Consider the following 21354-nt stretch of genomic DNA (forward strand, 5'->3'; position numbering starts at 1 on the left):
CGGCGCTCGCGCAACCGGTCACCGAGTCAGACCGCCAGTGGGCCTAGAGCGCGAACGCGAGCACCAGACCGAGCAGGGCGAGCGCCTCGATCACGGCGAAGCCCATGAACATGTAGACCCGGGTCAGGCCGGCGCTCTCCGGCTGGCGGGCGGTCGCCTGGATGTAGGCGGCGAACACCAGACCGACGCCGATGCCGGGGCCCAGGGCGGCGATGCCGTAGCCGATGGCGTTCAGGTTGCCGGTGATCTCCATGGTTGTTTTCCTCCTGCGTTGAACGCGTGTCCATCACGCGCACGTTTAGGTGAATGTTCAGTTGTCGCCCGCGTGACGCGCTGCGGACGTGTGTCGATCAGGGGGGATCAGTGCGACTCGGCCAGGGAGTGCTGCAGGTAGGTCGCGCTGAGCAGGGTGAAGACGTACGCCTGGAGGATCATGATGCCGAACTCGAAGAAGGTCATCACGATCGCCATGCCCCAGCTCAGGACGGCGATGGGCTTAATGAACAGGCTGTCGGCCTGGAACAGCGCCACGCCACCGAGGACGAACACCAGCAGGATCATGTGGCCGGCGAACATGTTCGCGAAGAGCCGGACGGCCAGGGTGACGGGCCGCAGGATCAGGTTCGAGACGAATTCGATCGGCACCAGGATCGGCTGCACCCACAGCGGCGCGCCGGAGACCCAGCAGGAGTGCTTGATGTAGCCGACGAAGCCCCACTTGGCGATGCCGTGTCCGATGTACATCAGCCAGCTGATCACCGCGAGCACCATCGGGAAGGCGATGTGCGACATCGGGGAGATCTGGGCGAACGGAACGATGCCCCAGAGGTTGTTGAGCAGGATGAAGCAGAACAACACCGTGAGGTACGGGGCGAACCGCACGCCGTCCTTGCCGATCACGTCCCGGGCGATGTTGTCGCGCACCATGCCGTACACCGACTCGGCCAGCCACTGGCCCTTGGTCGGCACCAGCTTCGGGCTGCGGTAGGTGACCAGGAAGAAGATCATCACCAGCGCGGCGGCGATCCAGAGCAGCAGCGTGATCTTGGTGAAGGCGGCCGCCCAGGCGGTGCCGTCCAACCCGGGGATCAGACTGCGGAAGTCGAAGGCATCCACGCCGGGAGGGAACTCCGCGGCGAGAACGGTCGGCTGCTCAATCAACGCGCATCCTCCGTTGGTCGGGCCTGGTTCACGCGCCCAGCTTCTTAACGGTCAGGTAGACCCCGGCCGCCGTCCCGCCGATCAGCCCGATCAGCAGCCCGACGTTGGGCAGGTCCAGCCAACGGTCGACGAGCCACCCCGCGCCGCCCCACACGGCCATCCCGCCGAGCAGGTAGCCGATCGCGGCGAACCCGGTGTCGGCCCCCGAGGGACCTGCGGGTTCGGAAGGTGGTTCACCGGCCATGACGCCGGAAACATATCAGGGCAACGATGGAGGCTGTGCGTCACCCCCCGCACAACCCTCGTTGTGTGGGCGACCCGGTGGCACGTCAGATGGGTGCACACGCTACTCCTCTTCCGCCCCGGTCGGTATCCACTCCCCACACCACCGGCGATCCCGGCCTCATCGTAGGTCAAATCCGACAAATCTTCGCGAAAATCGATGCTTCTCGCCGCCGGCACACCGGCCGGCACACACCCGGGGTCACCGGAGGGTCAGCGCGGGTCGATCTCCACGTACGGGATCCGGGCCCGGAAGGTCCACCACACCTGGGCCGTGATCCATCCCACTGTGGCCACGATGATCGCCACCGCCAGCATCCGCTGCCCCGGCCAGTCCGACGCGGCCACCGCGAACACCGCCACCCCGAGCAGCGCGAACTTCAAGCTGTAGGTGAGCAGGCCCACACTGAGCACCATCCGCGGATGCACCGAGTCCGCCCAGGCCAGCGCCAGGCTGGAGGCCACATAGCTGGCCGCCACCAGCGTGACACCGACGGCGGCGCCGACCGCCCCCGGGACTCCGTCCAGCCAGCCGCCCACCCCGGCGAGCACCACCAGCAGCACCGCCGACACCATCGACGGCACCGGCAGGTGCCGCAGCCGACTGCGCATCATCGGACGACCTCCGCCTGCATCCGCTGCCCGTCCCGCCGATCTCAGGGCAGCAGCGCCACGCCGAGCGCCCCCACCGTCTCCTCGATCTCGTCGGCCACCCGGGCGAAGGTGTGGTCGCCGCGCCCCCACGGGTCGTCCAGATCGTCCCCCGGCTGCGGACCGGCCCCAGCCCGGACCGCGGCGACCGCAGCGACCAGTGCCGCGCCCCGGGCGTGCACCGCCTCCGGGGTCACCGCCGCGTCCGGACCGGACCGGACACCGGGCAGCCCGGCCTGGTCCACCGCCGGCAGCAACCGGCCGAACTCGCCGAGCACGAAGGTGCGTTCGGCGGCGTCCGGGCGCAACGCGAGCACGTACTCGAGCTGGTCGGCGGTGGCGGTAAGAACCAGATCGGCGGCGTCGATCTGGTCGGACCGCAGCTTACGGGCGGCGAAGCCGTCGACCTGCCCGCCCCGAGCGAGCACCTGGCGGGCCGCCGGTGGGTTCATCTCCTCGCCGGCGTGCCAACCGCCGGTGCCGGCGCTGTGGCTGTGCAACAGCTCCTCGACCGGCGGCGCGACGGCCGGACCGAGGCGGTCCAGCCGCTGCTCGAGCGCCAGCACCAGCAGCCGCTCGGCCATCGGCGAACGGCAGATGTTGCCCATGCAGACATGAAGGACGGTGAACGGCGGCACTAGGACTCCGTACCGATGATGTCCGGGACCACGTCACGCAGCTTCTCGATCGGGATCGCGCCGTCACGGACCACCCGGGGCACGTCGCCGGTCAGGTCGACGATGGTGCTGGGCACGGGGTCCGGACACGGGCCGGCCTCCAGGTACGCGCGAACCGAGTAGCCGAGCTGGTCCCGGGCCTCGGCAGCGGTCACCGCCGGCGGCCGGCCGGTCTTGTTCGCCGATGAGACCGCCATCGGCCCGGTCTCCCGCAGCACCTCCAGCGCCACCGGATGCAGCGGCATCCGGATCGCCACGGTGCCGTCGGTGTCCCCCAGATCCCAGTTCAGGCTGGGCGCGTGCTCGACGATCATGGTGAGCGCTCCCGGCCAGAAGGCGTCGGCCAGGTCGCGGGCGGGCTGCGGCAGGATCAGCACCAACCCGTCGAGGGTGTGCCGGGAACCGACCAGCACCGGCGGCGGCATCTGCCGGTCCCGGCCCTTGGCGTTGAGCAGCGCGGTGACCGCGTACGAGGTGAATGCGTCGGCACCGACGCCGTACACGGTGTCGGTAGGCAGCACGACCAGCTCGCCGTTCTTGACCGCCTCGATCGCCGCGGCGATGCCTTTGTCACGGTCGGCGGCGGACCGGCAGTCATAGAGCATCACGGTGTGCCAGTCTGCCACGTGCCCGCCCGCTGATCCGCACCGATCACCTCCAGCTGCCGTCAGCCCGTCCGGCGGGCGGTCACGAAACGCGGCCGGCCGGCCAGGTCGCGGTGGCTGGTGACAGCGTCGAACCGGCCGTCGGCGGCGACCAACGCGACGACGGCGGCGGCGTGACCGTCGTCGTGCTCGACCCCGAACAGCCCGCCGGGACGCAGCAGGGTCACGGCGCGGTGCACCACCGGTCGGATGACCGCCAGGCCGTCCGGCCCGCCGAAGACCGCCTCGGCCGGGTCGTGCCCGGCGACCTCCGGCGGCACCGGGGTGCCGTCCGGTACGTACGGCGGGTTGCACAGCAGCACGTCCACCCGGCCGGCGAGCTCGCCGAGCAGGCCCGGATCCCGGACGTCGCCGGCCAGCACCTCGATCGGCCGGTCCCCGGCGGCGGCCTGTCGCCGGGCGTTGCGGCGCAGCCAGCGCAGGCTGTCCGTCGAGCGTTCGACCGCGACCACCCGCGCCGTCGGAACCTCGTGCGCGACCGCCAGTGCCACCGCGCCACTGCCGCTGCACAGGTCGACGACGACCGCCTCGCCGGGCTGGTCACGCAGCGCGTCGACGCCCGCCCCGGCGAGCAGTTCGGTCTCCGGCCGGGGCACGAAGACCCCCGGCCCCACGGCGAGCTCCAGATAACGAAACGGTGCCGATCCGGTGAGGTGCTGCACCGGTTCTCCCGCCGCCCGGCGGGTCACCAGACTGTGGAACCTGCCGATGTCGGCCTGGTCGAAGTCGCCACTCAATGCCAGCCGGCCACGCGGAATGTCCAGCACCGAGGCGGCAATCAGCTCCGCGTCGACGCGGGCGGCGGCGACACCGGCGGCGGCCAGCCGGGCGGCCGCGGCGGCCACCGCGGCTCGGACCGGCGTCCGATCCGGCAATCCGGAGGTGTTCTCTGGCAAGCGGTTCACGACATAATCATGGTGCGTCCACCCGGGCGTCCGTGGAACAGGTCGCGGATCGGGTCGGGTGTGTGCTCCGCCAGATTCCAGCGGGCTCCAGGGGAGGTTGTGCGTGGGTTGGCTCGACCGGCTCACCGACCAGGCCGAGGCGCTGATGCAGGCCCGGGCGCTGATGGAAAGCAGCCGCTCGGCCGAGGCCTGCGTCGCCTTCGAGCAGGTGATCCGGAGCACCAGCAACCGGTACGTACGGGCCGACGCGCTGGTGCAGCGGCTCTCCGCGCTGCTCAACCTCGGCCGGTCCGCCGAGTACACGGTGGCCGTCGACCGGGCGTTCGAGGCCGCCCGGGACGTCAGCGAACCGTACCTGCACGGCCACCTGCACGCGCTGGCCGCGCTCGCCGCCCACCAGCAGGGCGCGTTCGACCGGTGCGTCACGCATCTGGTGCACAGCGCGCGGGCGCTCGGCGCCGCCACCGACGTGGACCGGGAAACCGCCTGGGGCTGGCACGACCTGGCGATGGCCTACTCCTACCTCAGTTTCCACGGGTACGCGTTGAGCGCCATCGAGCACGCCCGGCAGCTCGCCAACGCCACCGGCATTCCAGAGGAGACCTTCGCCGCGCCCGGCATCCGGCTGCGCAACGCGGTCGCGTTGGACCATCATGGAGACACCGACGGCTGCCTGCGGGTGCTCCGCGACATCGGCAGCGACCTGGCGAAGTTCGTGCACGCCGACCGGGCCGGGTTGCTGCGCCCGAGCAGCCGGGTGGCCTACGGGTACGCCCTGGCCCGGCTGGCCGCACTCGGTGAGCCGGCCCGGCTGCCCGCCGGTGCCCCGGAGGCGACCCGGTTGATGATCGACGGCGGCGACAGTGCCCGCGCCCGCGACCTGCGCCAGCTCGGGGTGGTCTGCCTGACCATCGCGGCGGACCGGCCGGCGGAGGCGTTGACCCGGCTGTCCACGGCGGTGGTCTCCGCCGAGACACTCGGTGCCGCTGAGACGGCCCGGCTGCGCAGCGTCGCGCACACCCGGGCCGGCGACCACGCCGCCGCGCACGACGCCGACCGGTACGCGTTCCGGCTGGCTACCCGGCGCAACGACCGGCTGCGCGACATGTACGTCGACGGCATCGCCGCCCGGCTGGACCAGGAGGAGATGCGTCGCTCCGCCGCGCAGTACACCCAGGAGGCGCTGACCGACCCGTTGACCGGGCTGGCCAGCCGCCGCCACCTCGACCTCTACGTCACCGACATGGCCGGCCGGGGCGATCGGGCCGTGGTGATGGTCTGCGACCTGGACGGTTTCAAGTCGGTCAACACCGTGCACGGCCACCACTCCGGGGACCTGGTGCTGCAACGGGTCGCCGGGGTGATCAACCGGGTGATGCGCCGGGGTGACTTCGTGGCCAGGTACGGCGGCGACGAGTTCGTGGTGGTGCTGCCGGGCGCCGGCCCGGCCGAGGCGGCCGACGTGGCCCGCCGGATCACCGCAGCGGTGGCCGGTGAGGAGTGGGAGTCGCTGGTGCCTGGCACTCCGGTCGGGGTCAGCGTCGGCTACGCCGAGATCAGCGGTTCCGGTCCGGGGTTGCGCGAAGCGCTCAGCCGGGCCTTCGAGGTGGCCGCCCGGCAGATGCGCGAGGCCCGGCAACGGCCCCATCCGGTGCGCTGACCGCCAGGCCGGTGCCGGTGTGGCCGCGGTCAGCGGCACGGCCGGTGCCGGGGCCGGTGGCGCCGGTCAGCGGCGGGTCAGTTCGGTGTCACCGGCGAGCCGGGCGGCCCGGTCCGCCTCGGCGAGCGCGTCGAGGACGCCGTCAAGCTCCCCGCCGACCACCAGGTCCATGTTGTACGCCGTGTAGCCGATCCGGTGGTCGGTGATCCGGTTCTGTGGGTAGTTGTAGGTGCGCACCCGCTCGGACCGGTCGACCGTACGCACCTGGGAGCGGCGGGCGTCGGACGCCGCCGCGTCGGCCTGTTCCTGGGCGGCGGCGAGCAACCTGGCGCGCAGAATCCGCATCGCCTGCTCCCGGTTCTGCAGCTGGCTCTTCTCGTTCTGGCAGGAGACGACGATGCCGGTCGGCAGGTGGGTGATCCGCACCGCCGAGTCGGTGGTGTTGACCGACTGCCCGCCGGGGCCGGAGGAGCGGAACACGTCGACGCGTAGTTCGTTCGGGTCGACGTTGACCTCGACGTCCTCGGCTTCCGGCAGCACCAGCACCCCGGCGGCGCTGGTGTGGATCCGGCCCTGCGATTCGGTGACCGGCACCCGCTGCACCCGGTGCACGCCGCCCTCCCACTTGAGCCGGGACCAGACGCCGTTGCCGCCCTCGGGCATCCCCCGCGACTTGATCGCGAGCGAGACGTCCTTGACCCCGCCGAGGTCGGAATCCTGCGAGTCGAGCACCTCGACCTGCCAGCCGCGCCGTTCGGCGTACCGCAGGTACATCCGTAGCAGGTCGCCGGCGAACAGCGCCGACTCCTCGCCGCCCTCGCCCGCCTTGATCTCGACGATGACGTCCTTGGCGTCGTGCGGGTCCCGGGGGATCAGCAGTTCGGCGAGGCGGGCCTCCAGGTCGGGCAGGCTGGCGGCGATCGCCTCCGCCTCGACGGTGAACGCCGGGTCCTCGCCGGCCAGCTCCCGGGCGGCGGCCAAATCGGCCCGGGCCTGGGCGAGCTCGCCGGCGGCCTTGTGCAGCGGGGCCAGCTCGGCGAACCGGCGACCGACCCGGCGGGCGGTGGTCTGGTCCGCGTGGATCGCCGGATCGGACAGCTGCTTCTCCAGCTCGGCGTACTCGTCGAGGAGCCCGGCCAGACGCTCGCTGCTCATCAGATGCCTTCCGTGGATACTCCGGCCTTGCGGCCGGGGAGGAAACGGTCCGCCGGGTTGAAAAGACCAGTACCGTCCAGACACCGCGGCGCCCGCCCCCGACGTCGGTCGGAAGCGGGCGCCGCGTGCACAGCTACTTGGCCTTGTTGGCCTTCGCCTTGGCGTACTTCTGCTGGAACTTGGCGACCCGGCCGGCGGTGTCGAGGACGCGCTGCTTGCCGGTGTAGAACGGGTGGCAGGCGCTGCAGGTCTCAGCGTGGATCTTGCCGCCGGGTGCGGTGCTGCGGGTGGTGAACGACGCGCCGCAGGAGCAGGTGACCTCGGTGGTCACGTACTCCGGGTGGATGTCCTTCTTCACGGATGGTCCTCTCTTCGTCGGTCGCCGGGTCGCCGTCGACGTCGGCCGCGCCGTTGCGCGGGCCGACTCTGGCGTGAACCGGAACCTGGCCTGTTGTCAGTCTGCCACGGGCCGTGGCGGCGGGTCACGGTGGGCGGAGCGAACCGCCCACCGCGACCGTCACGAACACCGCCGGACGCAACGCCCGACGGACCTGCCGGATTCCCGACCGCGCGGGGCGGCCGGTGCCGGGGTCACTCCCCCGGCGTCGACTTCGCGATCTGCATCAGGAACTCGATGTTGGTCCGGCTCTGCTTGAGCCGGTCCAGCAGCAGGTCCAGTGCCGCCTGGGAGTCCAGCGAGTGGAGCACCTTGCGCAGCTTGTGGGTGATCGCCAGCTCCTCCGGCGCGAGCAGGATCTCCTCCTTGCGGGTGCCGGACGGGTGGATGTCGATCGACGGGAACACCCGCTTGTCGGCGATCTTGCGGTCCAGCTTGAGCTCGGCGTTGCCGGTCCCCTTGAACTCCTCGAAGATCACCGTATCCATCATGGACCCGGTCTCCACCAGTGCGGTGGCGAGGATGGTCAACGAACCGCCGTTCTCGATGTTGCGGGCCGCGCCGAGGAACCGCTTCGGCGGGTACAGCGCTGTCGAGTCGATACCACCGGACATGATCCGCCCGCTGGCCGGCGCGGCCAGGTTGTACGAGCGGCCCAGCCGGGTCACCGAGTCGAGCAGCACGACGACGTCGTGGCCCAGCTCGACCAGCCGCTTGGCCCGTTCGATGGCCAGCTCGGCGACCGTGGTGTGGTCCTGCGGCGGCCGGTCGAACGTGGCCGCGACGACCTCGCCCTTCACCGACCGCTGCATGTCGGTGACCTCTTCCGGACGTTCGTCGACCAGCACCACCATCAGGTGGCACTCGGGGTTGTTGTGCGTGATGGCGTTGGCGATCGCCTGCAGCACCATCGTCTTGCCCGCCTTGGGCGGGGAGACGATCAGCGCCCGCTGGCCCTTACCGATCGGCATCACCAGGTCGATGACCCGGGTGGTGAGGATGTGCGGCTCGGTCTCCAGCCGCAGCCGGTCCTGCGGGTAGAGCGGGGTGAGCTTGTAGAACTCGGGACGCCGCCGGGCCTCCTCCGGCTCCATGCCGTTGATGGTGTCCAGCCGGACCAGCGGGTTGTACTTGTCGCGGCGCTGCTCACCCTCGCGGGTGGCGCGCACCGCGCCGGTGACCGCGTCACCGCGCCGCAGACCGTGCTTCTTGACCTGCGACATGGAGACGTAGACGTCGTTGGGCCCGGAGAGGTAGCCGGTGGTACGCACGAACGCGTAGTTGTCCAGCACGTCGAGGATGCCGGCCACCGGGACGAGTACGTCGTCCTCGGTCACCTGCGGCTCCCGGCCGCCACCGCCGTCGCCGTCACCGCGGTCTCCCCGCCGCCGACGGTCGCGGAACCGGCTGCGTCGGCTGCGCCGACCGCCGCCTTCGTTGTCGTCGTCGTCGTTGTTGTCCCGCTGGTTCCGCTCGCCGCGGTCACCCCGGTCGTTACGGTCACCCCGGTCGTTACGGTCGCGACCACCCCGGCCGTCACCGCCCCGGTCGGCCCGCTCGCCACGGTTGTCCCGCTCGCCCCGGTCGGCCCGCTCGCCACGGTTGTCCCGGCCATCACGGTCACGGTTGTCCCGGCCGTCACCGCCCCGGTCGGCCCGCTCGCCCGACTCAGTCGGCGTGGTCTGCGCGGTCGCGGTCTCGTCGGTACGCGACTCGGCTGCCGACCGACGGCCCCGGCGGGTGCTGCGCTCGCGGGCCGGCTCGTCGCGGGCCGGCTCGTCGACGATGGCGAGTTGCTCACCGTCGCCGCCGTCGCGCCGCTCGGACCCGCCGTCGCGCCGCTCGGCCTCAGGACGGACCTCGGCGCGGACCTCCTCCCGAGGGGGTGCGGTCGCCGCCGCGACCTCGGCGCGCGGCCGTGGGGCACCCCCGCCGGCCTGGCGCTCGGTGATCGCGGTGATCAGCTCACTCTTGCGCATCCGGGCGGTGCCGGAGATGCCGAGCGACGCGGCGAGGCTCTGCAACTCCGGCAGCAGCATCGCGGACAGCCCGGTGCCGGACCGCCGACGGCGGGCAGGAGCAGCGGTGGTGTCGTCAGCGACGTTGGAGACATCCGACGTCACGTCGGTGGTGTCGCTCAATGGATTCCTTCCCTCGATAGGCCGGGCAACCCGGGTCAAGACGCTAGGTGGCCGGGTGGCCTCGGTGCACCCGCCTCGCATGACACGTCGCGGGAGTCTTCGCGCAGCTTTGCCGGACCCGCTTCACCAGCCTCGGTGGGCAGCTCTCGACATCTGCAGCGATCCGTGGAGACTGCGGTTTGGCGGTGGCCTAGGCAGGGGTGAGACGGGCTTACCGCCGATAGCTTCGGGGGTGCGCCGCCCCGCAGGAGATCGCGTGCTTCGCGGCTGTGCTTGGCCTAGAGCGTAGTCAACTCTTCCGACCTGCGGCAACAGGGTCCCGCTCGGCGTGTCCTACTATAGCGCCTTCGATCCGCGCTCCGGCAACGTCTACCGGAAACAAGTGAGTCTGCCAGTCCATTCCCGGACAGAAGCCCGCCGGGACTTCGGTCAACGCCAGGACGCTCGGACCCGCCCCACTGATCACGGCAGCCACACCGGTTGCCCGCAGTCGGCGAAGCAGTTCCGCACTGGCCGGCATCGATGGACCCCGGTAGTCCTGGTGCACCCGGTCCTCGGTCGCGGCCAGCAACAGCGTCGGGTCGGCGCTGATCGCGTGGCTCAGCAGGGCGGCCCGACCGGCGGTGAACGCGGCGTCCGCGTGCGGGACCTGGGCGGGCAGCGCCGCCCGCGCCGCCTCGGTCAGACCCCGGTTACCGGGTACGTAGACGGTCGGCGACACCGCCGGATGCACCGGCACCGACACCGCGCGCGACCCGGACGCCTCGGTCCAGGCGATGGTGAAACCGCCGAGCAGGCAGGGCGCCACGTTGTCCGGGTGACCCTCCAGCCGCGCGGCGATCCGCAGCGCGGCGGCGGTGTCCAGCAGCTGCGTCCCGCCGACGACGAGCCCTCGGGCCAGTTGCACGCCGGCCACGATCGCCGCCGACGACGAACCCAGGCCGCGTGCCTGGGGGATCCGGTTCACGCAGCTCAGCGCCAGGCCGGCCGGCCGGCCGCCGAGCTCGTCGAAGGTGGCGTGCATGGCGCGGACGACGAGATGGCCGTCGTCGAGCGGCAACTCCCCGGTGCCTTCGCCGGAGATCTCGACCCGGCAGCCGGCGGGCACCACCTGGGCGGTCACCTCGTCGTGGTGACCGAGCGCCAACCCGAGCGCGTCGAACCCGGGGCCGAGGTTGGCGCTGGTGGCCGGGACCCGCACGGTCACCGGCCCGGGAACGAAGCTGATAGCCATCGCCCCATGCTAGGTCCTGGCAGGTCGTCCGGTGTCAGGGTGCCGGCGGTCGGTCCGGGCCGGCGGCCGCCGGGCCCGATCCAGGCGCCCGATCGGACCCGGGTGCCCGCTCGGATCCAGGTGCCCGCTCGGATCCAGGTGCCCGGCCGGCGGCGCGCAGCGCGAACCGCAGCGCGTACTCGATCTGGGCGTTGACGCTGCGCAGGTCGTCGGCGGCCCACTTGGCAATCGCCTCGTGGACCGCCGGATCGAGCCGCAGCAGCAGCTTCTTGCGTTCGGCCATCAGCCGTGGACCGCCTCAGCTGTAGAGAGACCCGGTGTTCACCACCGGCTGCACCGCCCGGTCGCCGCAGAGCACCACCAGCAGGTTGGCGACCATCTGGGCCTTGCGTTCCTCGTCGAGGTCGACCACGTGCTCGTCGGCCAACCGTTCCAACGCGTTGGAGACCATGCCGACGGCGCCCTCGACGATCCGGAACCGGGCCGCGACGACGGCGGCGGCCTGCTGCCGGGCGAGCATCGCGTGGGCGATCTCGGGGGCGTACGCGAGGTGGGTGACCCGGGACTCCAGCACCTCCACGCCGGCCAACTCGACCCGCTCCCGCAACTCCTCGGTGAGCTCGTCGGCGACCACCGCACTGTCCCGCAGGCTGGCCCGCTCGGCGTCGTGCGCCTCGTACGGGTAGCTGGTGGCCAGGTGCCGGACGGCGGCCTCGGCCTGGACGGCCACGTACTCGACGTGGTCGTCGACGGCGAAGACGGCGCTCGCCGAGTCGACCACCCGCCACACCACGACGGCGGCGATCTCGACCGGGTTGCCGTCGGCGTCGGCGACCTTCAGCCGGTCGGTCTCGAAGTTGCGCACCCGCAGGGTGACCTTGCGCCGGGCGGTCAGCGGCCAGGTCCAGTGCAGGCCGGCGACCCGGATCGAGCCGAGGTAGCGGCCGAAGAACTGCACCACCTGCGCCTCGTTGGGGTTGACCACGGTGAACCCGGTGGCGGCCAGCGCGATGACCCCGGCGTAGACCACGGCGGCGACGGCCATCCAGACGTCCACGTCGGCCACCGAGTTGATGCCGGGCGCCACCACCGCCAGGCCGAGCAGACCTGGCACCACCAGGCCGCTGATCGCCACGAATCCGGACATCCGGAACACGGCTCGTTCCATGCTCGTTCCCTCCACCACCAGCTCGCTATCAAAGTGATATCACGATGCTAGCGGCTGGCCGCAACCACCGAGTCCAGCCGGCGGGTCGCCAGCCGCCAGCCGATCGCATAGGTGACGGTCACCAGACCGCACGTCGCCAGGATGATCCGGGTGTCCAGAGTGTCGATCACACTGGCCACGATCAACTGGCTCACCGAGATCGACAGGGTGGCGAGCATCAGATCGGTGGCGAAGACCCGGCCGCGCAGCCGGTCCGGCACCACCGCCTGCAGGGCGTAGTTGGACAGCACCCAGTTGCTGCCGCCGCCCAGGTGCGCCAGGAAGACCAGGGCGAGCACCAGCGGGAACCAGGTGACCAACGAGATGCTGGCGTAGGACAGCCCGTACACCGACATCGACGCGGCCAGCCCGGTGAGCAGCCAGGACCGCCGGTTCAGCACCGGGCGGGTCAGCAGCGGCCCGATCACCGCGCCGGCACCCCGCACGGCGAACAGCAGGCCGGTGCCGATCGCGCCGACCCCGTACACCCCGGCCAACAGCGGAAACAACGTGAGTACGCCGTTACCGAGGCCGACCGCGCTCTTCGCGGTCACCAGGGCGAGCACCTGCGGACGGCCACCGATGTAGGCCAGCGCCTCCCGGATCGCGGTCAGCGTCCGGGGTGCCGGCAGCGTGGCGTCGCGCGGGGCCTGCATCGGCCGGCGGATCGACATGGTGACCACCGCCGCCAGCAGTAGCGCCGCGGCGGCGATCCAGAAGCACGCGTACGGGTTGAGAGCCGCGCTGATCAGCCCGCCGAGCGACGCGCCGACGATCGCCATGGTGCCCCACGCGGAACCGGCGAAGACGTTGGCGGCGGGCAGCTCCGCCGCCGAGACCACGTTCGGTAGCGCGGCCTGGGCGGCCGGCGAGTAGCAGGACTTCGCCACCGCGAGCGACGCGATGGCGAACAACGCCAGCCAGGCGGTACCCGGGGTGCGCACGGCCAGCAGCAACAGCACCGCGACGACGGCGGCCAGGTTCGCGGCGATCAGGATCCGACGGCGGTCGAAGCGGTCGGCGAGCGTACCGGTGAACGGCAGCATCAGGGCGTGGATGCCGGTGTCCACGGCGAGCACCAGAGCACCCCAGACGCCGCTGCCGGTCAGCTCCGGCAGCAGCACCACCAGCGGCACCATGACGAACCAGTCCGCCCCGAAGACGACCAGCTCGGCGAGGAGCAGCCGGCGGAAATCCCGGTTTCCGGTAAGGACCGCTAACGGTGAGGACACGTACCGACACCTTACCGACCGGAAACCGGGCAGTGGACGAAGTGTGATCTGCGCGACGGGTCGTCGCGGGTCCCCGGGACCGGCGCCCCGGGGACCCGCACGGTCACTTCTCCGTCGGCGGATCCGTCGGCGGCAGCGGCGAGGTGCGGCTCTTCGGCAGTTTCAGCACCTCGAACTGGTCGGTGCCGTCGACCAGCGCCGCCGACGGGCGGGCCGGCGGCGCGGCGACCGGCGACGTACGGCCGGCGGCGTCGGAGCCGTTGCGGCCATCCGCCGCGTCGCCGCCGGCGCCTCGTGCGGCATCGGCGCCGGTAACGGCTCCCGACGGCCGGTCCGGTGCCGCGGCGACGTCACCCGCGTCGCCGGCCGGGCCGGCCGACCGGCGGGCGGCCCGGCGCTGCCGCAGCCGCTCCTTGGTGCCCTCGACCATGGTGTAGAGCGTCGGCACCAGGACCAGGGTGAGCAGCGTCGAGCTGAACAGGCCGCCGATCACCACGATCGCCAGCGGCTGGCCGATGAAGCCGGCCACCCCGGTCAGGCCGAGCGCCATCGGCGTCAAGGCGCAGATGGTGGCGATCGCGGTCATCAGGATCGGCCGCAGCCGACGCCGGCCGCCCTCAACCACCGCCTGGGACACGCTCATCCCCTGCTCGCGGTACTGGTTGATCAGATCCATCAGCACGATCGCGTTGGTCACCACAATGCCGACCAGCATCAACGCGCCGATCAGCGCCGGCACACCCATCGGCGTACCGGTGACGACCAGCAGACCGATCGCGCCGGTCGCCGCGAACGGCACCGACACCAGCAGGATCAGCGGCTGGATCAGGCTGCGGAACGTCGCCACCATGATCACGAAGACGATGGCGATCGCGGCGAGCAGGGCCAACCCGAGGTCGGCGAACGCCTCCGCCTGATCGGCGCTGACACCGCCGATGGTGTACGTCGCACCGGCCGGCAGGCGCAGGTCGTCGAGCCGCTGCGACAAATCGGCGCTGGTCTGCCCGACGTTCGAGCCGGTCGCGGTGCCGGTTACGGTGGCGCTGCGTTCACCGTCCACCCGGTTGATCTGCACCGGCCCGCTGACCTCGACGATCTCACCGATCTCGGCCAGCGTCACCGACCCGACCGGCAACGCCTGCAACTCCTCAATGGAGGTCGGCCGGGCAGTCGGGCTGAGCTGCACGTTCATCCGCTCACCGTCGATCGTGAGCTGGCCCAGCGGGCTGCCCCGGAAGGCCTGCGCGACGAGCCGGCCGACGGCAGCCTCGGTGAGCCCGACCTCGGCGGCGGCCGCACGGTCGACGCGCACCTCGATCCGGGTGGCGTCGGCCGCCAGCGTGGTGGTCACGTCGGCGACGTCCGGGGTCTGCTCCATCGCCGAACGCACCCGCTCGGTCGCCGTCGCCAGGTCGTCCGGGTCGTTGGCCTGGACCACGACCTGCAGCTGGTTGGTGCTGGCCCCGCCCGGGCCGCCACCGGCGGCCCCGACGGTGATCTCGCCGAGGGAGTCACGACCGTCGAACGCGTCGCGCAACCGCTGCTGTACGGCCAGGTTGTCGGCCCCCTCCGCGAGGGTGATCGAGTAGCTCGCGCTCGTCGCGCCACCGCCACCACCGGCGAACGGGTTGGCGCTGCTACCGATCGACACCTGGTAGGACTCGATCCCGTCGGTGCGGGCCAGCTCCCGTTCGACCTGGCGGGCGGCCCGGTCGACCGCCGCCAGGCTGGTGCCCACCGGCAGCTCCTGCTGCATGCTCAGGGTGTCCTGGCCGGCGTCGTCGATGAAGTTGGTCTCCAGCCGGGTGCTCAGCGCGAAGGTGCCGAGCAGCACCGCCAGCCCGATGCCGACCGTGGCCCACCGGCGGGTGGTGGCGAACCGGATCACCGGCAGGTAGCCACGCTGCAGCGGGTTGCGCAGCTCCTTGGCCTCGGCCTCCTGGCGTACCTGCTCCATGTCGGTGCCGGCGGCGGCCGGCTTGAGGAACCAGTAGGCGAGCACCGGGATGATGGTCAGCGAGACCAGCAGCGAGGCGAGCAACGCGACGGTCACCGTGATGGCGAACGGGGCGAACAGCTGGCCGACGAAGCCGCCGACGATGGCGATCGGGGCGAAGACGGCGACGGTCGCCAGGGTCGACGAGGTGACCGCGCCGGCCACCTCCCGGACCCCGGTGAGGATCGCGGTACGACGGTCCTCGCCGTACTCCAGATGTCGTTTGATGTTCTCCAGCACCACGATCGAGTCGTCCACCACCCGGCCGACCGAGATGGTCAGCGCGCCGAGGGTGAGCAGGTTGAGCGAGTAGTCGCCGACCCACAGGGCGATCAGCGCGATCAGCACCGACAGCGGGATGGAGACCGCAGTGACCACGGTGGACCGGATCGACAGCAGGAAGACCAGGATGACCAGGACCGCCATCACCAGACCGAGCAGACCTTCGGTGGTCAGCGCCTCGATCGAGCGCTCCACGAACGGTGCCTGGTCGAAGACCACGACCAGCTCGGTGTCGGCCGCCTCGCCGAGCTCGGCCAGCCGGTCGCGGATCTCGTGCGAGATGCCGACCGCGTCGCCGTCCGGGCCGGCGGTGACCGCGATGCCCAGGCTGTCGGACCCGTTGGTACGGGTGATCGACGTCGCCGGGGTGGTCTGTTCGCTGATCTCGGCGACCTCGTCGAGCCGCACCGGCGTCCGACCGGCGGCGGTCAGGTAGATCGCGCCGAGTTCGTCGATGGACTCGATCCGGCTGCCGACCTGGACGGTCAGCGTCTGGCTGGTGTCGGTGATCGCACCGGCCGGGACGGTGACCCCGTTGGCCTGCAGCGCGCTGGCGATCGCGGACGGGTCGTAGCCGGCGGCGGTGAGCGCCGGGTAGTCCGGGGTGATGATCACCACCTGCTCGCTGCCGCCGGTGACGTCCACCGCGCGTACCCCGTCGATCCCTTCCAGCTCGGGCACGACGGTCTCGCTGAGCCGCTGGGCGAGCGCCTGCTGCCCGCCTGCGCCCGAGGTGGCGGCGAGCACCACCGCCGGAAGGTCGTCGGTGCTGCCGGCGAAGACGGCCGGATCGACGTCGTCGGGCAGTTGCCCGCTGATCCGGTTGAGGGATGTCTCCAGGTCGTTGACGGCGCTGTCGAGGTCGGTGCCGAACGCGAACTCGACCTCGATGGTGGCGAACCCTTCGCTGGAGGTGGAGGAAATGCTCTCCACGTCCGACACCGCCGAGATCGCGTTCTCGATCGGCTCGGTGACCTGCGCTTCGACGATCTCCGGCGCGGCACCGGGGAAGCCGGCGCTGACGAACGCGGCCGGGAACTCCAACGAAGGCAGAAGCTGCTGTTTGAGCGTCGGGATGGTGACGGCGCCGAAGATCGTGATCACGACCGCGACGAGCGCCACGAGCCCCCGGTTAGCGAGGCTGAGTCTGGCGAGCAACGACATGTGCGGGCTCACTCCTGGAAGAGTCCGGCGGCGGGACGACGGGAATTATTTCGGCCAAGGCTAACAGTTAGCCTCACGCGAAGTTATTGGGATAACGTCTGCGCACGGCGGGCAGCCGGCCCGCCACCGTGCCGGACCAGAGGGAGCGCAGGTGGCCCAGCGGGACGAACTGATCGACCAGATCATGGCGACCCATCGCCGGCTGCAGCTCCTGTTCGCCTCCGACCGCTCCGACCCGCTGTTCGACTCGCAGCTCACCGTGCCACAGCTGAAGATACTGCTCCTGCTCTACCTGCACGGCAGCGCCTCGGGACAGGAGCTGAGCCAGGTGCTCGGGGTACGGATGGCCACCGTCACCGGGATCGTCGACCGGCTCGCGGCCCACCGGCTGGTCGGCCGCCGGGAGGACCCCAGGGATCGGCGGGTCCGCCGGATCGAGCTGACCGACGACGGACGGCAACTGATGGACCGGATCGTCACCGCCGGCACCGAACGGCAGGCCCGGCTGTTGGCCCGGCTGGACACCGACGAGCTGCGTACCGTCGCCGCCGCGGCCCGGCTGCTGGTCGACGCAGCGGAAGCCGACCTGACCGAAACCGACACGGCCCAGGCCGGAGCCGGACCGGCCGGCAGCGGACCGGGTTGCACCCGACCGGCGACGTCGTCAGGCCAGGTCGAGGGCGCGGGCCGCGAGTAGCGGATCGTTGCCGATGGTGGTCGGCGCCGGCGCGGTGGAGATCGCCCACTCCGGGTCCTTCAAACCGTGCCCGGTGACCGTGCAGACCACGGTGGCACCGGCCGGCACCTTGCCGGCGACGGCGGCCTGCAGCAGCCCGGCGACGCTGGCCGCGCTGGCCAGTTCGACGAAGACCCCGACCTCCCGGGCCAGCAGCCGGTACGCGGCCAGGATGTCCCGGTCGGTGACCGCGTCGATCAGACCCCCCGAGGCGTCCCGGGCGTCGAGCGCCTTGGTCCAGCTCGCCGGGTTGCCGATCCGGATCGCGGTGGCGATCGTCGACGGTTGGCGGACCACTTCACCGGAGACGATCGGGGCGGCACCCGACGCCTGGAAGCCGTACATCTTCGGGGCGCGAGTGGCGTTGCCGGCCTCGACGTCCTCCAGGTAACCCATCCAGTAGGCGCTGATGTTGCCGGCGTTGCCGACCGGCAGGCAGTGGATGTCCGGGGCGTCGCCGAGCCCGGCGACGATCTCGAACGCGGCGGTCTTCTGCCCGTGCAGCCGGAAGATGTTCACCGAGTTGACCAGCGCCACCGGGTAGTCCTGGGCCAGCTTGGCCGCCATCGACAGGCAGTCGTCGAAGTTGCCGTCGACCTGCAGCAGCCGGGCCCCGTGCACCAGCGCCTGAGCCAGCTTGCCGAGCGCGATCTTGCCCTGCGGCACGAGCACCGCGCAGGTCAGGCCGGCGCGGGCGGCGTACGCGGCGGCCGACGCGCTGGTGTTGCCGGTGGAGGCGCAGATGATCGCCTTGTTGCCCTCCTCGACCGCCTTGGAGACCGCCATCGTCATGCCCCGGTCCTTGAACGACCCGGTCGGGTTGGCCCCCTCGACCTTGAGGTAGACGTCGGCACCGACCCGGGCGGAGAGCACCGGCGCCGGCAGCAGCGGCGTGTTGCCCTCGTAGAGGGTGATCACCGGCGTGGCGTCGGTGACCGGCAGCCGGTCCCGGTACGCCTCGATCAGGCCCCGCCACATGACAACCTCCTCGGTTCGCGCCGGCACAGCGTACCGGGCGGCTACTGGCCGCCCTCGACCCGCAGCACGCTGGCGATGGAACGGACGACGTCCAGGCCGCGCAGCTCCTCGACGGTGGCCGCGAGGGCGGCGTCCGGCGCCCGGTGGGTGACGATCACCAGGCTGGCGTCGGCGTCCCGGCCGGACTGGCGCACGGTGGCGATCGACACGTCGTGCCGGGCGAACACCCCGGCGACGGCGGCCAGTACCCCGGCCCGGTCGGCCACGTCGAGGCTGATGTGGTAGCGGGTGACCGCCTCCCCCATCGGCCGGATCGGCAGGTCGGCGTAGGCGGACTCGCTGGCCGTGTGCACCCCTGCGAGCCGGTTGCGGGCCACCGCGACGATGTCGCCGAGCACCGCGCTGGCGGTCGGCGCCCCACCGGCGCCCCGGCCGTAGAACATCAACTGCCCGGCCGCGACCGCCTCGACGAAGACCGCGTTGAACGCGTCGCCGACGCTGGCCAGCGGATGGCTGCGCGGGATCATCGCCGGGTGGACCCGGACGCTGACCGACTCAGCACCGTCGGCACCCGGGCCCCGCTCGGCGATGCAGAGCAGCTTGATGGTGCAGCCCATCGCCTTGGCGCTGGCCATGTCGGCGGCGCTGACCTCGGTGATCCCCTCGCGGTGCACGTCGTCGGCGCCGACCCGGGTGTGGAAGGCCAGCGAGGCCAGGATGGCTGCCTTGGCGGCGGCGTCGAACCCCTCCACGTCGGCGGTCGGGTCGGCCTCGGCGTACCCGAGCGCGGTCGCCTCCTCCAACGCCTCGGTGAACCCGGCCCCGGTGGCGTCCATCGCGGAGAGGATGAAGTTGGTGGTGCCGTTGACGATGCCGGTGACCCGGGTGATCGAGTCTCCGTGCAGCGAATCGCGCAGCGGGCGCAGCAGCGGGATGGCGCCGGCCACCGACGCCTCGTAGAACAGGTCGGCACCGCCCTCGGCGGCGGCGTCGTGCAGGGTGCCGCCGTCCTCGGCGAGCAGCGCCTTGTTGGCGGTGACCGCGCTCTTGCCGCTGCGCAGCGCCTCCACCAGCCAGGTCCGGGCCGGTTCGATGCCGCCGACCACCTCGACCACCACGTCGACGTCGTCCCGTTTGACCAGGCCCAGCGCGTCGGTGGTGAACAGCGCCGGGTCGACCGGCAGGTCACCACGGGCCCGGTTGGGCCGGCGGACCGCGATCCCGGCGATCTCGATCGGTGCCCCGACCCGGGCGGCGAGGTCGGCGGCCTGCTCGTGCAGCAGCCGCACCACCTCGGAGCCCACCGTGCCGCAGCCCAGCAACGCCAGCCGTACCGGCTTACCCATGCTCACCCCATACCTCGCGACCGCGCGCCGCGCGCGCTATCCACGTCGTCCCGCCGTCTGCGGCGCTATCCCACGTCCAGTGCCAGCAGATCGGCCTCGGTCTCCCGACGGACGATCACCCGGGCCGCTCCGTCGCGGACCGCGATAACCGGCGGCCGGGGCACATGGTTGTAGTTGCTCGCCATGCTCCGGCAGTACGCCCCCGTGCCCGGCACCGCGAGAAGATCTCCCGGCTGCACGTCGGCGGGCAGGAATTCATCCTTCACCACGATGTCCCCGGACTCACAATGCTTTCCCACGACGCGGGCGAGGATCGGCGCCGCGGTCGATGCCCGGGAGGCGACCGTCGCCGAGTAGGAGGCGTCGTAGAGGGCGGTACGGATGTTGTCGCTCATTCCGCCGTCGACGCTGACGTAGCTACGGATGCCGTCGACGTCCTTGACGGTGCCGACCTGGTAGAGGGTGAACACCGCCGGGCCGATGATCGCCCGGCCCGGCTCGACCGACAGGTGCGGCACGGCGAGCCGCAACGCCTCACACTCACTGTCGACGATCTTGTTCATCCGCTTGGCCAGGTCGTGGGCCGGCGCCGGGTCGTCCTGAGTGGTGTAGGCGATGCCGAACCCGCCGCCGAGGTCCAGCTCGGGCAGCTCGACGCCGCGCGCGTCGCGGATCTGCGCCTGCAGCGCCAGCACCCGCCGGGCGGACACCTCGAACCCGCTGGTGTCGAAGATCTGCGAGCCGATGTGCGAGTGCAGCCCACGCAGCTCCAGCACGCCCTCGTCGAGGATCCGGGCGGCCGCCTCGAAGGCCGCCCCGCCGGCCAGCGAAAAGCCGAACTTCTGGTCCTCATGGGCGGTGGCGATGAACTCGTGGGTGTGCGCCTCCACCCCGACGGTGACCCGGACCAGCACCTTCGGTCGGATCTGCCGGTCGCGGGCCAGCGTGGTCAGCCGGTCGATCTCGTCGAACGAGTCGACGATGATCCGGCCCACCCCGGCGTCCAACGCCCGGGTCAGCTCGGCGAGGCTCTTGTTGTTGCCGTGGAACCCGATCCGCTCCGGCGGCATCCCGGCCGACAGCGCCACCGCCAGCTCACCGCCGGTGCAGACGTCCAGGTGCAGGCCCTCCTCGGCGATGATCCGCACCACCGCCCGGCACAGGAACGCCTTGCCGGCGTAGTAGACGTCCTGGCCGGCGAAGGCGGCCCGGAAGTCGCGGCAGCGGGCCCGCAGGTCGTCCTCGTCGAGCAGGTATGCCGGGGTGCCGTACTCGGCGGCCAGCTCCCGCACGTCCCGACCGCCGACGGTGAGCGCCCCGGCGTCCGCGCGGGTCACCGTCCGTGGCCACAGCTGCGGCAGCAGGGAGTTGACGTCGTCGGGGGTACGCAGCCAGCCCGGCCCCCGGCTGCCGAGGTCACCGTGCAGGGCCCCGGCCTCGTGTGCGCGCACGGCTCTACCGTCCTTCGTCGCTCATGGGTCGTGT

Annotated in this window: 20 protein-coding genes; 2 read left to right on the top strand and 18 right to left on the bottom strand. The window is 71.6% G+C overall.

Annotated features, from left to right (window positions below; genetic code table 11):
* Positions 1 to 43: 43 nt before the first annotated feature.
* The 7 genes from atpE to prmC all read right to left on the bottom strand — a co-directional run bounded on the left by atpE (position 44) and on the right by prmC (position 4341).
* Positions 44 to 253, bottom strand: coding sequence for an ATP synthase F0 subunit C (gene atpE, locus ACN27J_RS13950; RefSeq protein WP_278171189.1), 210 nt, complete (start codon positions 251 to 253; stop codon positions 44 to 46).
* A gap of 107 nt (positions 254 to 360) precedes the next feature.
* Entirely contained in the window at positions 361 to 1161 is an 801-nt protein-coding gene (gene atpB / locus ACN27J_RS13955) for a F0F1 ATP synthase subunit A (RefSeq protein WP_278171190.1), read from the bottom strand.
* Between the two features lie 28 nt (positions 1162 to 1189).
* Positions 1190 to 1405, bottom strand: a complete 216-nt coding sequence (locus ACN27J_RS13960; RefSeq protein WP_123603396.1) for a hypothetical protein — start codon at positions 1403 to 1405, stop codon at positions 1190 to 1192.
* 251 nt (positions 1406 to 1656) lie between these two features.
* A complete protein-coding gene (locus ACN27J_RS13965) occupies positions 1657 to 2058 on the bottom strand; it encodes a hypothetical protein (RefSeq protein WP_421366630.1) in 402 nt (133 codons plus the stop codon).
* Positions 2059 to 2099: 41 nt separating this feature from the next.
* Positions 2100 to 2732 carry a phosphotyrosine protein phosphatase gene (locus tag ACN27J_RS13970; protein WP_421366631.1) on the bottom strand — a complete coding sequence of 211 codons (633 nt, stop codon included), beginning with the start codon at positions 2730 to 2732 and terminating at the stop codon, positions 2100 to 2102.
* Complete coding sequence (locus ACN27J_RS13975; RefSeq protein WP_421372227.1) at positions 2732 to 3376, bottom strand: L-threonylcarbamoyladenylate synthase; 645 nt, start codon at positions 3374 to 3376, stop codon at positions 2732 to 2734. Before ACN27J_RS13975 ends, ACN27J_RS13970 begins: the two co-directional genes overlap by 1 nt.
* 62 nt (positions 3377 to 3438) lie before the next feature.
* On the bottom strand, positions 3439 to 4341 hold the full coding sequence (gene prmC / locus ACN27J_RS13980; RefSeq protein ID WP_421366632.1) for a peptide chain release factor N(5)-glutamine methyltransferase: 903 nt from the start codon (positions 4339 to 4341) through the stop codon (positions 3439 to 3441).
* Between the two features lie 103 nt (positions 4342 to 4444).
* On the opposite strand from prmC, the gene ACN27J_RS13985 reads away from it, so the two are divergent.
* Complete coding sequence (locus ACN27J_RS13985; protein WP_421366634.1) at positions 4445 to 6001, top strand: GGDEF domain-containing protein; 1557 nt, start codon at positions 4445 to 4447, stop codon at positions 5999 to 6001.
* A gap of 66 nt (positions 6002 to 6067) precedes the next feature.
* Here ACN27J_RS13985 and prfA read toward each other — a convergent pair whose 3' ends face one another.
* From prfA to ACN27J_RS14025, 8 genes are all read right to left on the bottom strand, one after another.
* Complete coding sequence (prfA, locus tag ACN27J_RS13990) at positions 6068 to 7156, bottom strand: peptide chain release factor 1 (protein WP_278171200.1); 1089 nt, start codon at positions 7154 to 7156, stop codon at positions 6068 to 6070.
* A gap of 133 nt (positions 7157 to 7289) precedes the next feature.
* Positions 7290 to 7514, bottom strand: coding sequence for a 50S ribosomal protein L31 (gene rpmE, locus ACN27J_RS13995; RefSeq protein ID WP_123603402.1), 225 nt, complete (start codon positions 7512 to 7514; stop codon positions 7290 to 7292).
* A 233-nt stretch (positions 7515 to 7747) separates the two neighbouring features.
* Positions 7748 to 9694, bottom strand: coding sequence for a transcription termination factor Rho (rho, locus tag ACN27J_RS14000; RefSeq protein WP_421366637.1), 1947 nt, complete (start codon positions 9692 to 9694; stop codon positions 7748 to 7750).
* Between the two features lie 289 nt (positions 9695 to 9983).
* Complete coding sequence (thrB, locus tag ACN27J_RS14005; RefSeq protein WP_421366639.1) at positions 9984 to 10928, bottom strand: homoserine kinase; 945 nt, start codon at positions 10926 to 10928, stop codon at positions 9984 to 9986.
* 34 nt (positions 10929 to 10962) lie between these two features.
* Complete coding sequence (locus ACN27J_RS14010) at positions 10963 to 11211, bottom strand: hypothetical protein (RefSeq protein WP_421366642.1); 249 nt, start codon at positions 11209 to 11211, stop codon at positions 10963 to 10965.
* 15 nt (positions 11212 to 11226) lie between these two features.
* Positions 11227 to 12096 (bottom strand): SPFH domain-containing protein, encoded by an 870-nt coding sequence (locus tag ACN27J_RS14015; RefSeq protein WP_421366644.1) that lies wholly within the window; start codon positions 12094 to 12096, stop codon positions 11227 to 11229.
* Between the two features lie 47 nt (positions 12097 to 12143).
* Positions 12144 to 13367 carry an MFS transporter gene (locus tag ACN27J_RS14020; RefSeq protein ID WP_421366646.1) on the bottom strand — a complete coding sequence of 408 codons (1224 nt, stop codon included), beginning with the start codon at positions 13365 to 13367 and terminating at the stop codon, positions 12144 to 12146.
* Between the two features lie 103 nt (positions 13368 to 13470).
* Entirely contained in the window at positions 13471 to 16809 is a 3339-nt protein-coding gene (locus ACN27J_RS14025; protein WP_421366648.1) for an efflux RND transporter permease subunit, read from the bottom strand.
* A gap of 151 nt (positions 16810 to 16960) precedes the next feature.
* On the opposite strand from ACN27J_RS14025, the gene ACN27J_RS14030 reads away from it, so the two are divergent.
* Complete coding sequence (locus ACN27J_RS14030) at positions 16961 to 17506, top strand: MarR family winged helix-turn-helix transcriptional regulator (RefSeq protein ID WP_421366650.1); 546 nt, start codon at positions 16961 to 16963, stop codon at positions 17504 to 17506.
* Here the strand turns inward: ACN27J_RS14030 and thrC are convergent.
* The 3 genes from thrC to lysA all read right to left on the bottom strand — a co-directional run bounded on the left by thrC (position 17474) and on the right by lysA (position 21320).
* Positions 17474 to 18523 (bottom strand): threonine synthase, encoded by a 1050-nt coding sequence (gene thrC / locus ACN27J_RS14035; RefSeq protein WP_421366652.1) that lies wholly within the window; start codon positions 18521 to 18523, stop codon positions 17474 to 17476. The two genes, ACN27J_RS14030 and thrC, sit on opposite strands and share 33 nt — an antisense overlap.
* 41 nt (positions 18524 to 18564) lie before the next feature.
* Positions 18565 to 19869 carry a homoserine dehydrogenase gene (locus ACN27J_RS14040; RefSeq protein ID WP_278171213.1) on the bottom strand — a complete coding sequence of 435 codons (1305 nt, stop codon included), beginning with the start codon at positions 19867 to 19869 and terminating at the stop codon, positions 18565 to 18567.
* Between the two features lie 65 nt (positions 19870 to 19934).
* Entirely contained in the window at positions 19935 to 21320 is a 1386-nt protein-coding gene (gene lysA, locus ACN27J_RS14045; protein WP_421366653.1) for a diaminopimelate decarboxylase, read from the bottom strand.
* Positions 21321 to 21354: the final 34 nt, after the last annotated feature.

The sequence above is a fragment of the Solwaraspora sp. WMMB762 genome (assembly GCF_049179115.1).
Classification (GTDB): domain Bacteria; phylum Actinomycetota; class Actinomycetes; order Mycobacteriales; family Micromonosporaceae; genus Micromonospora_E.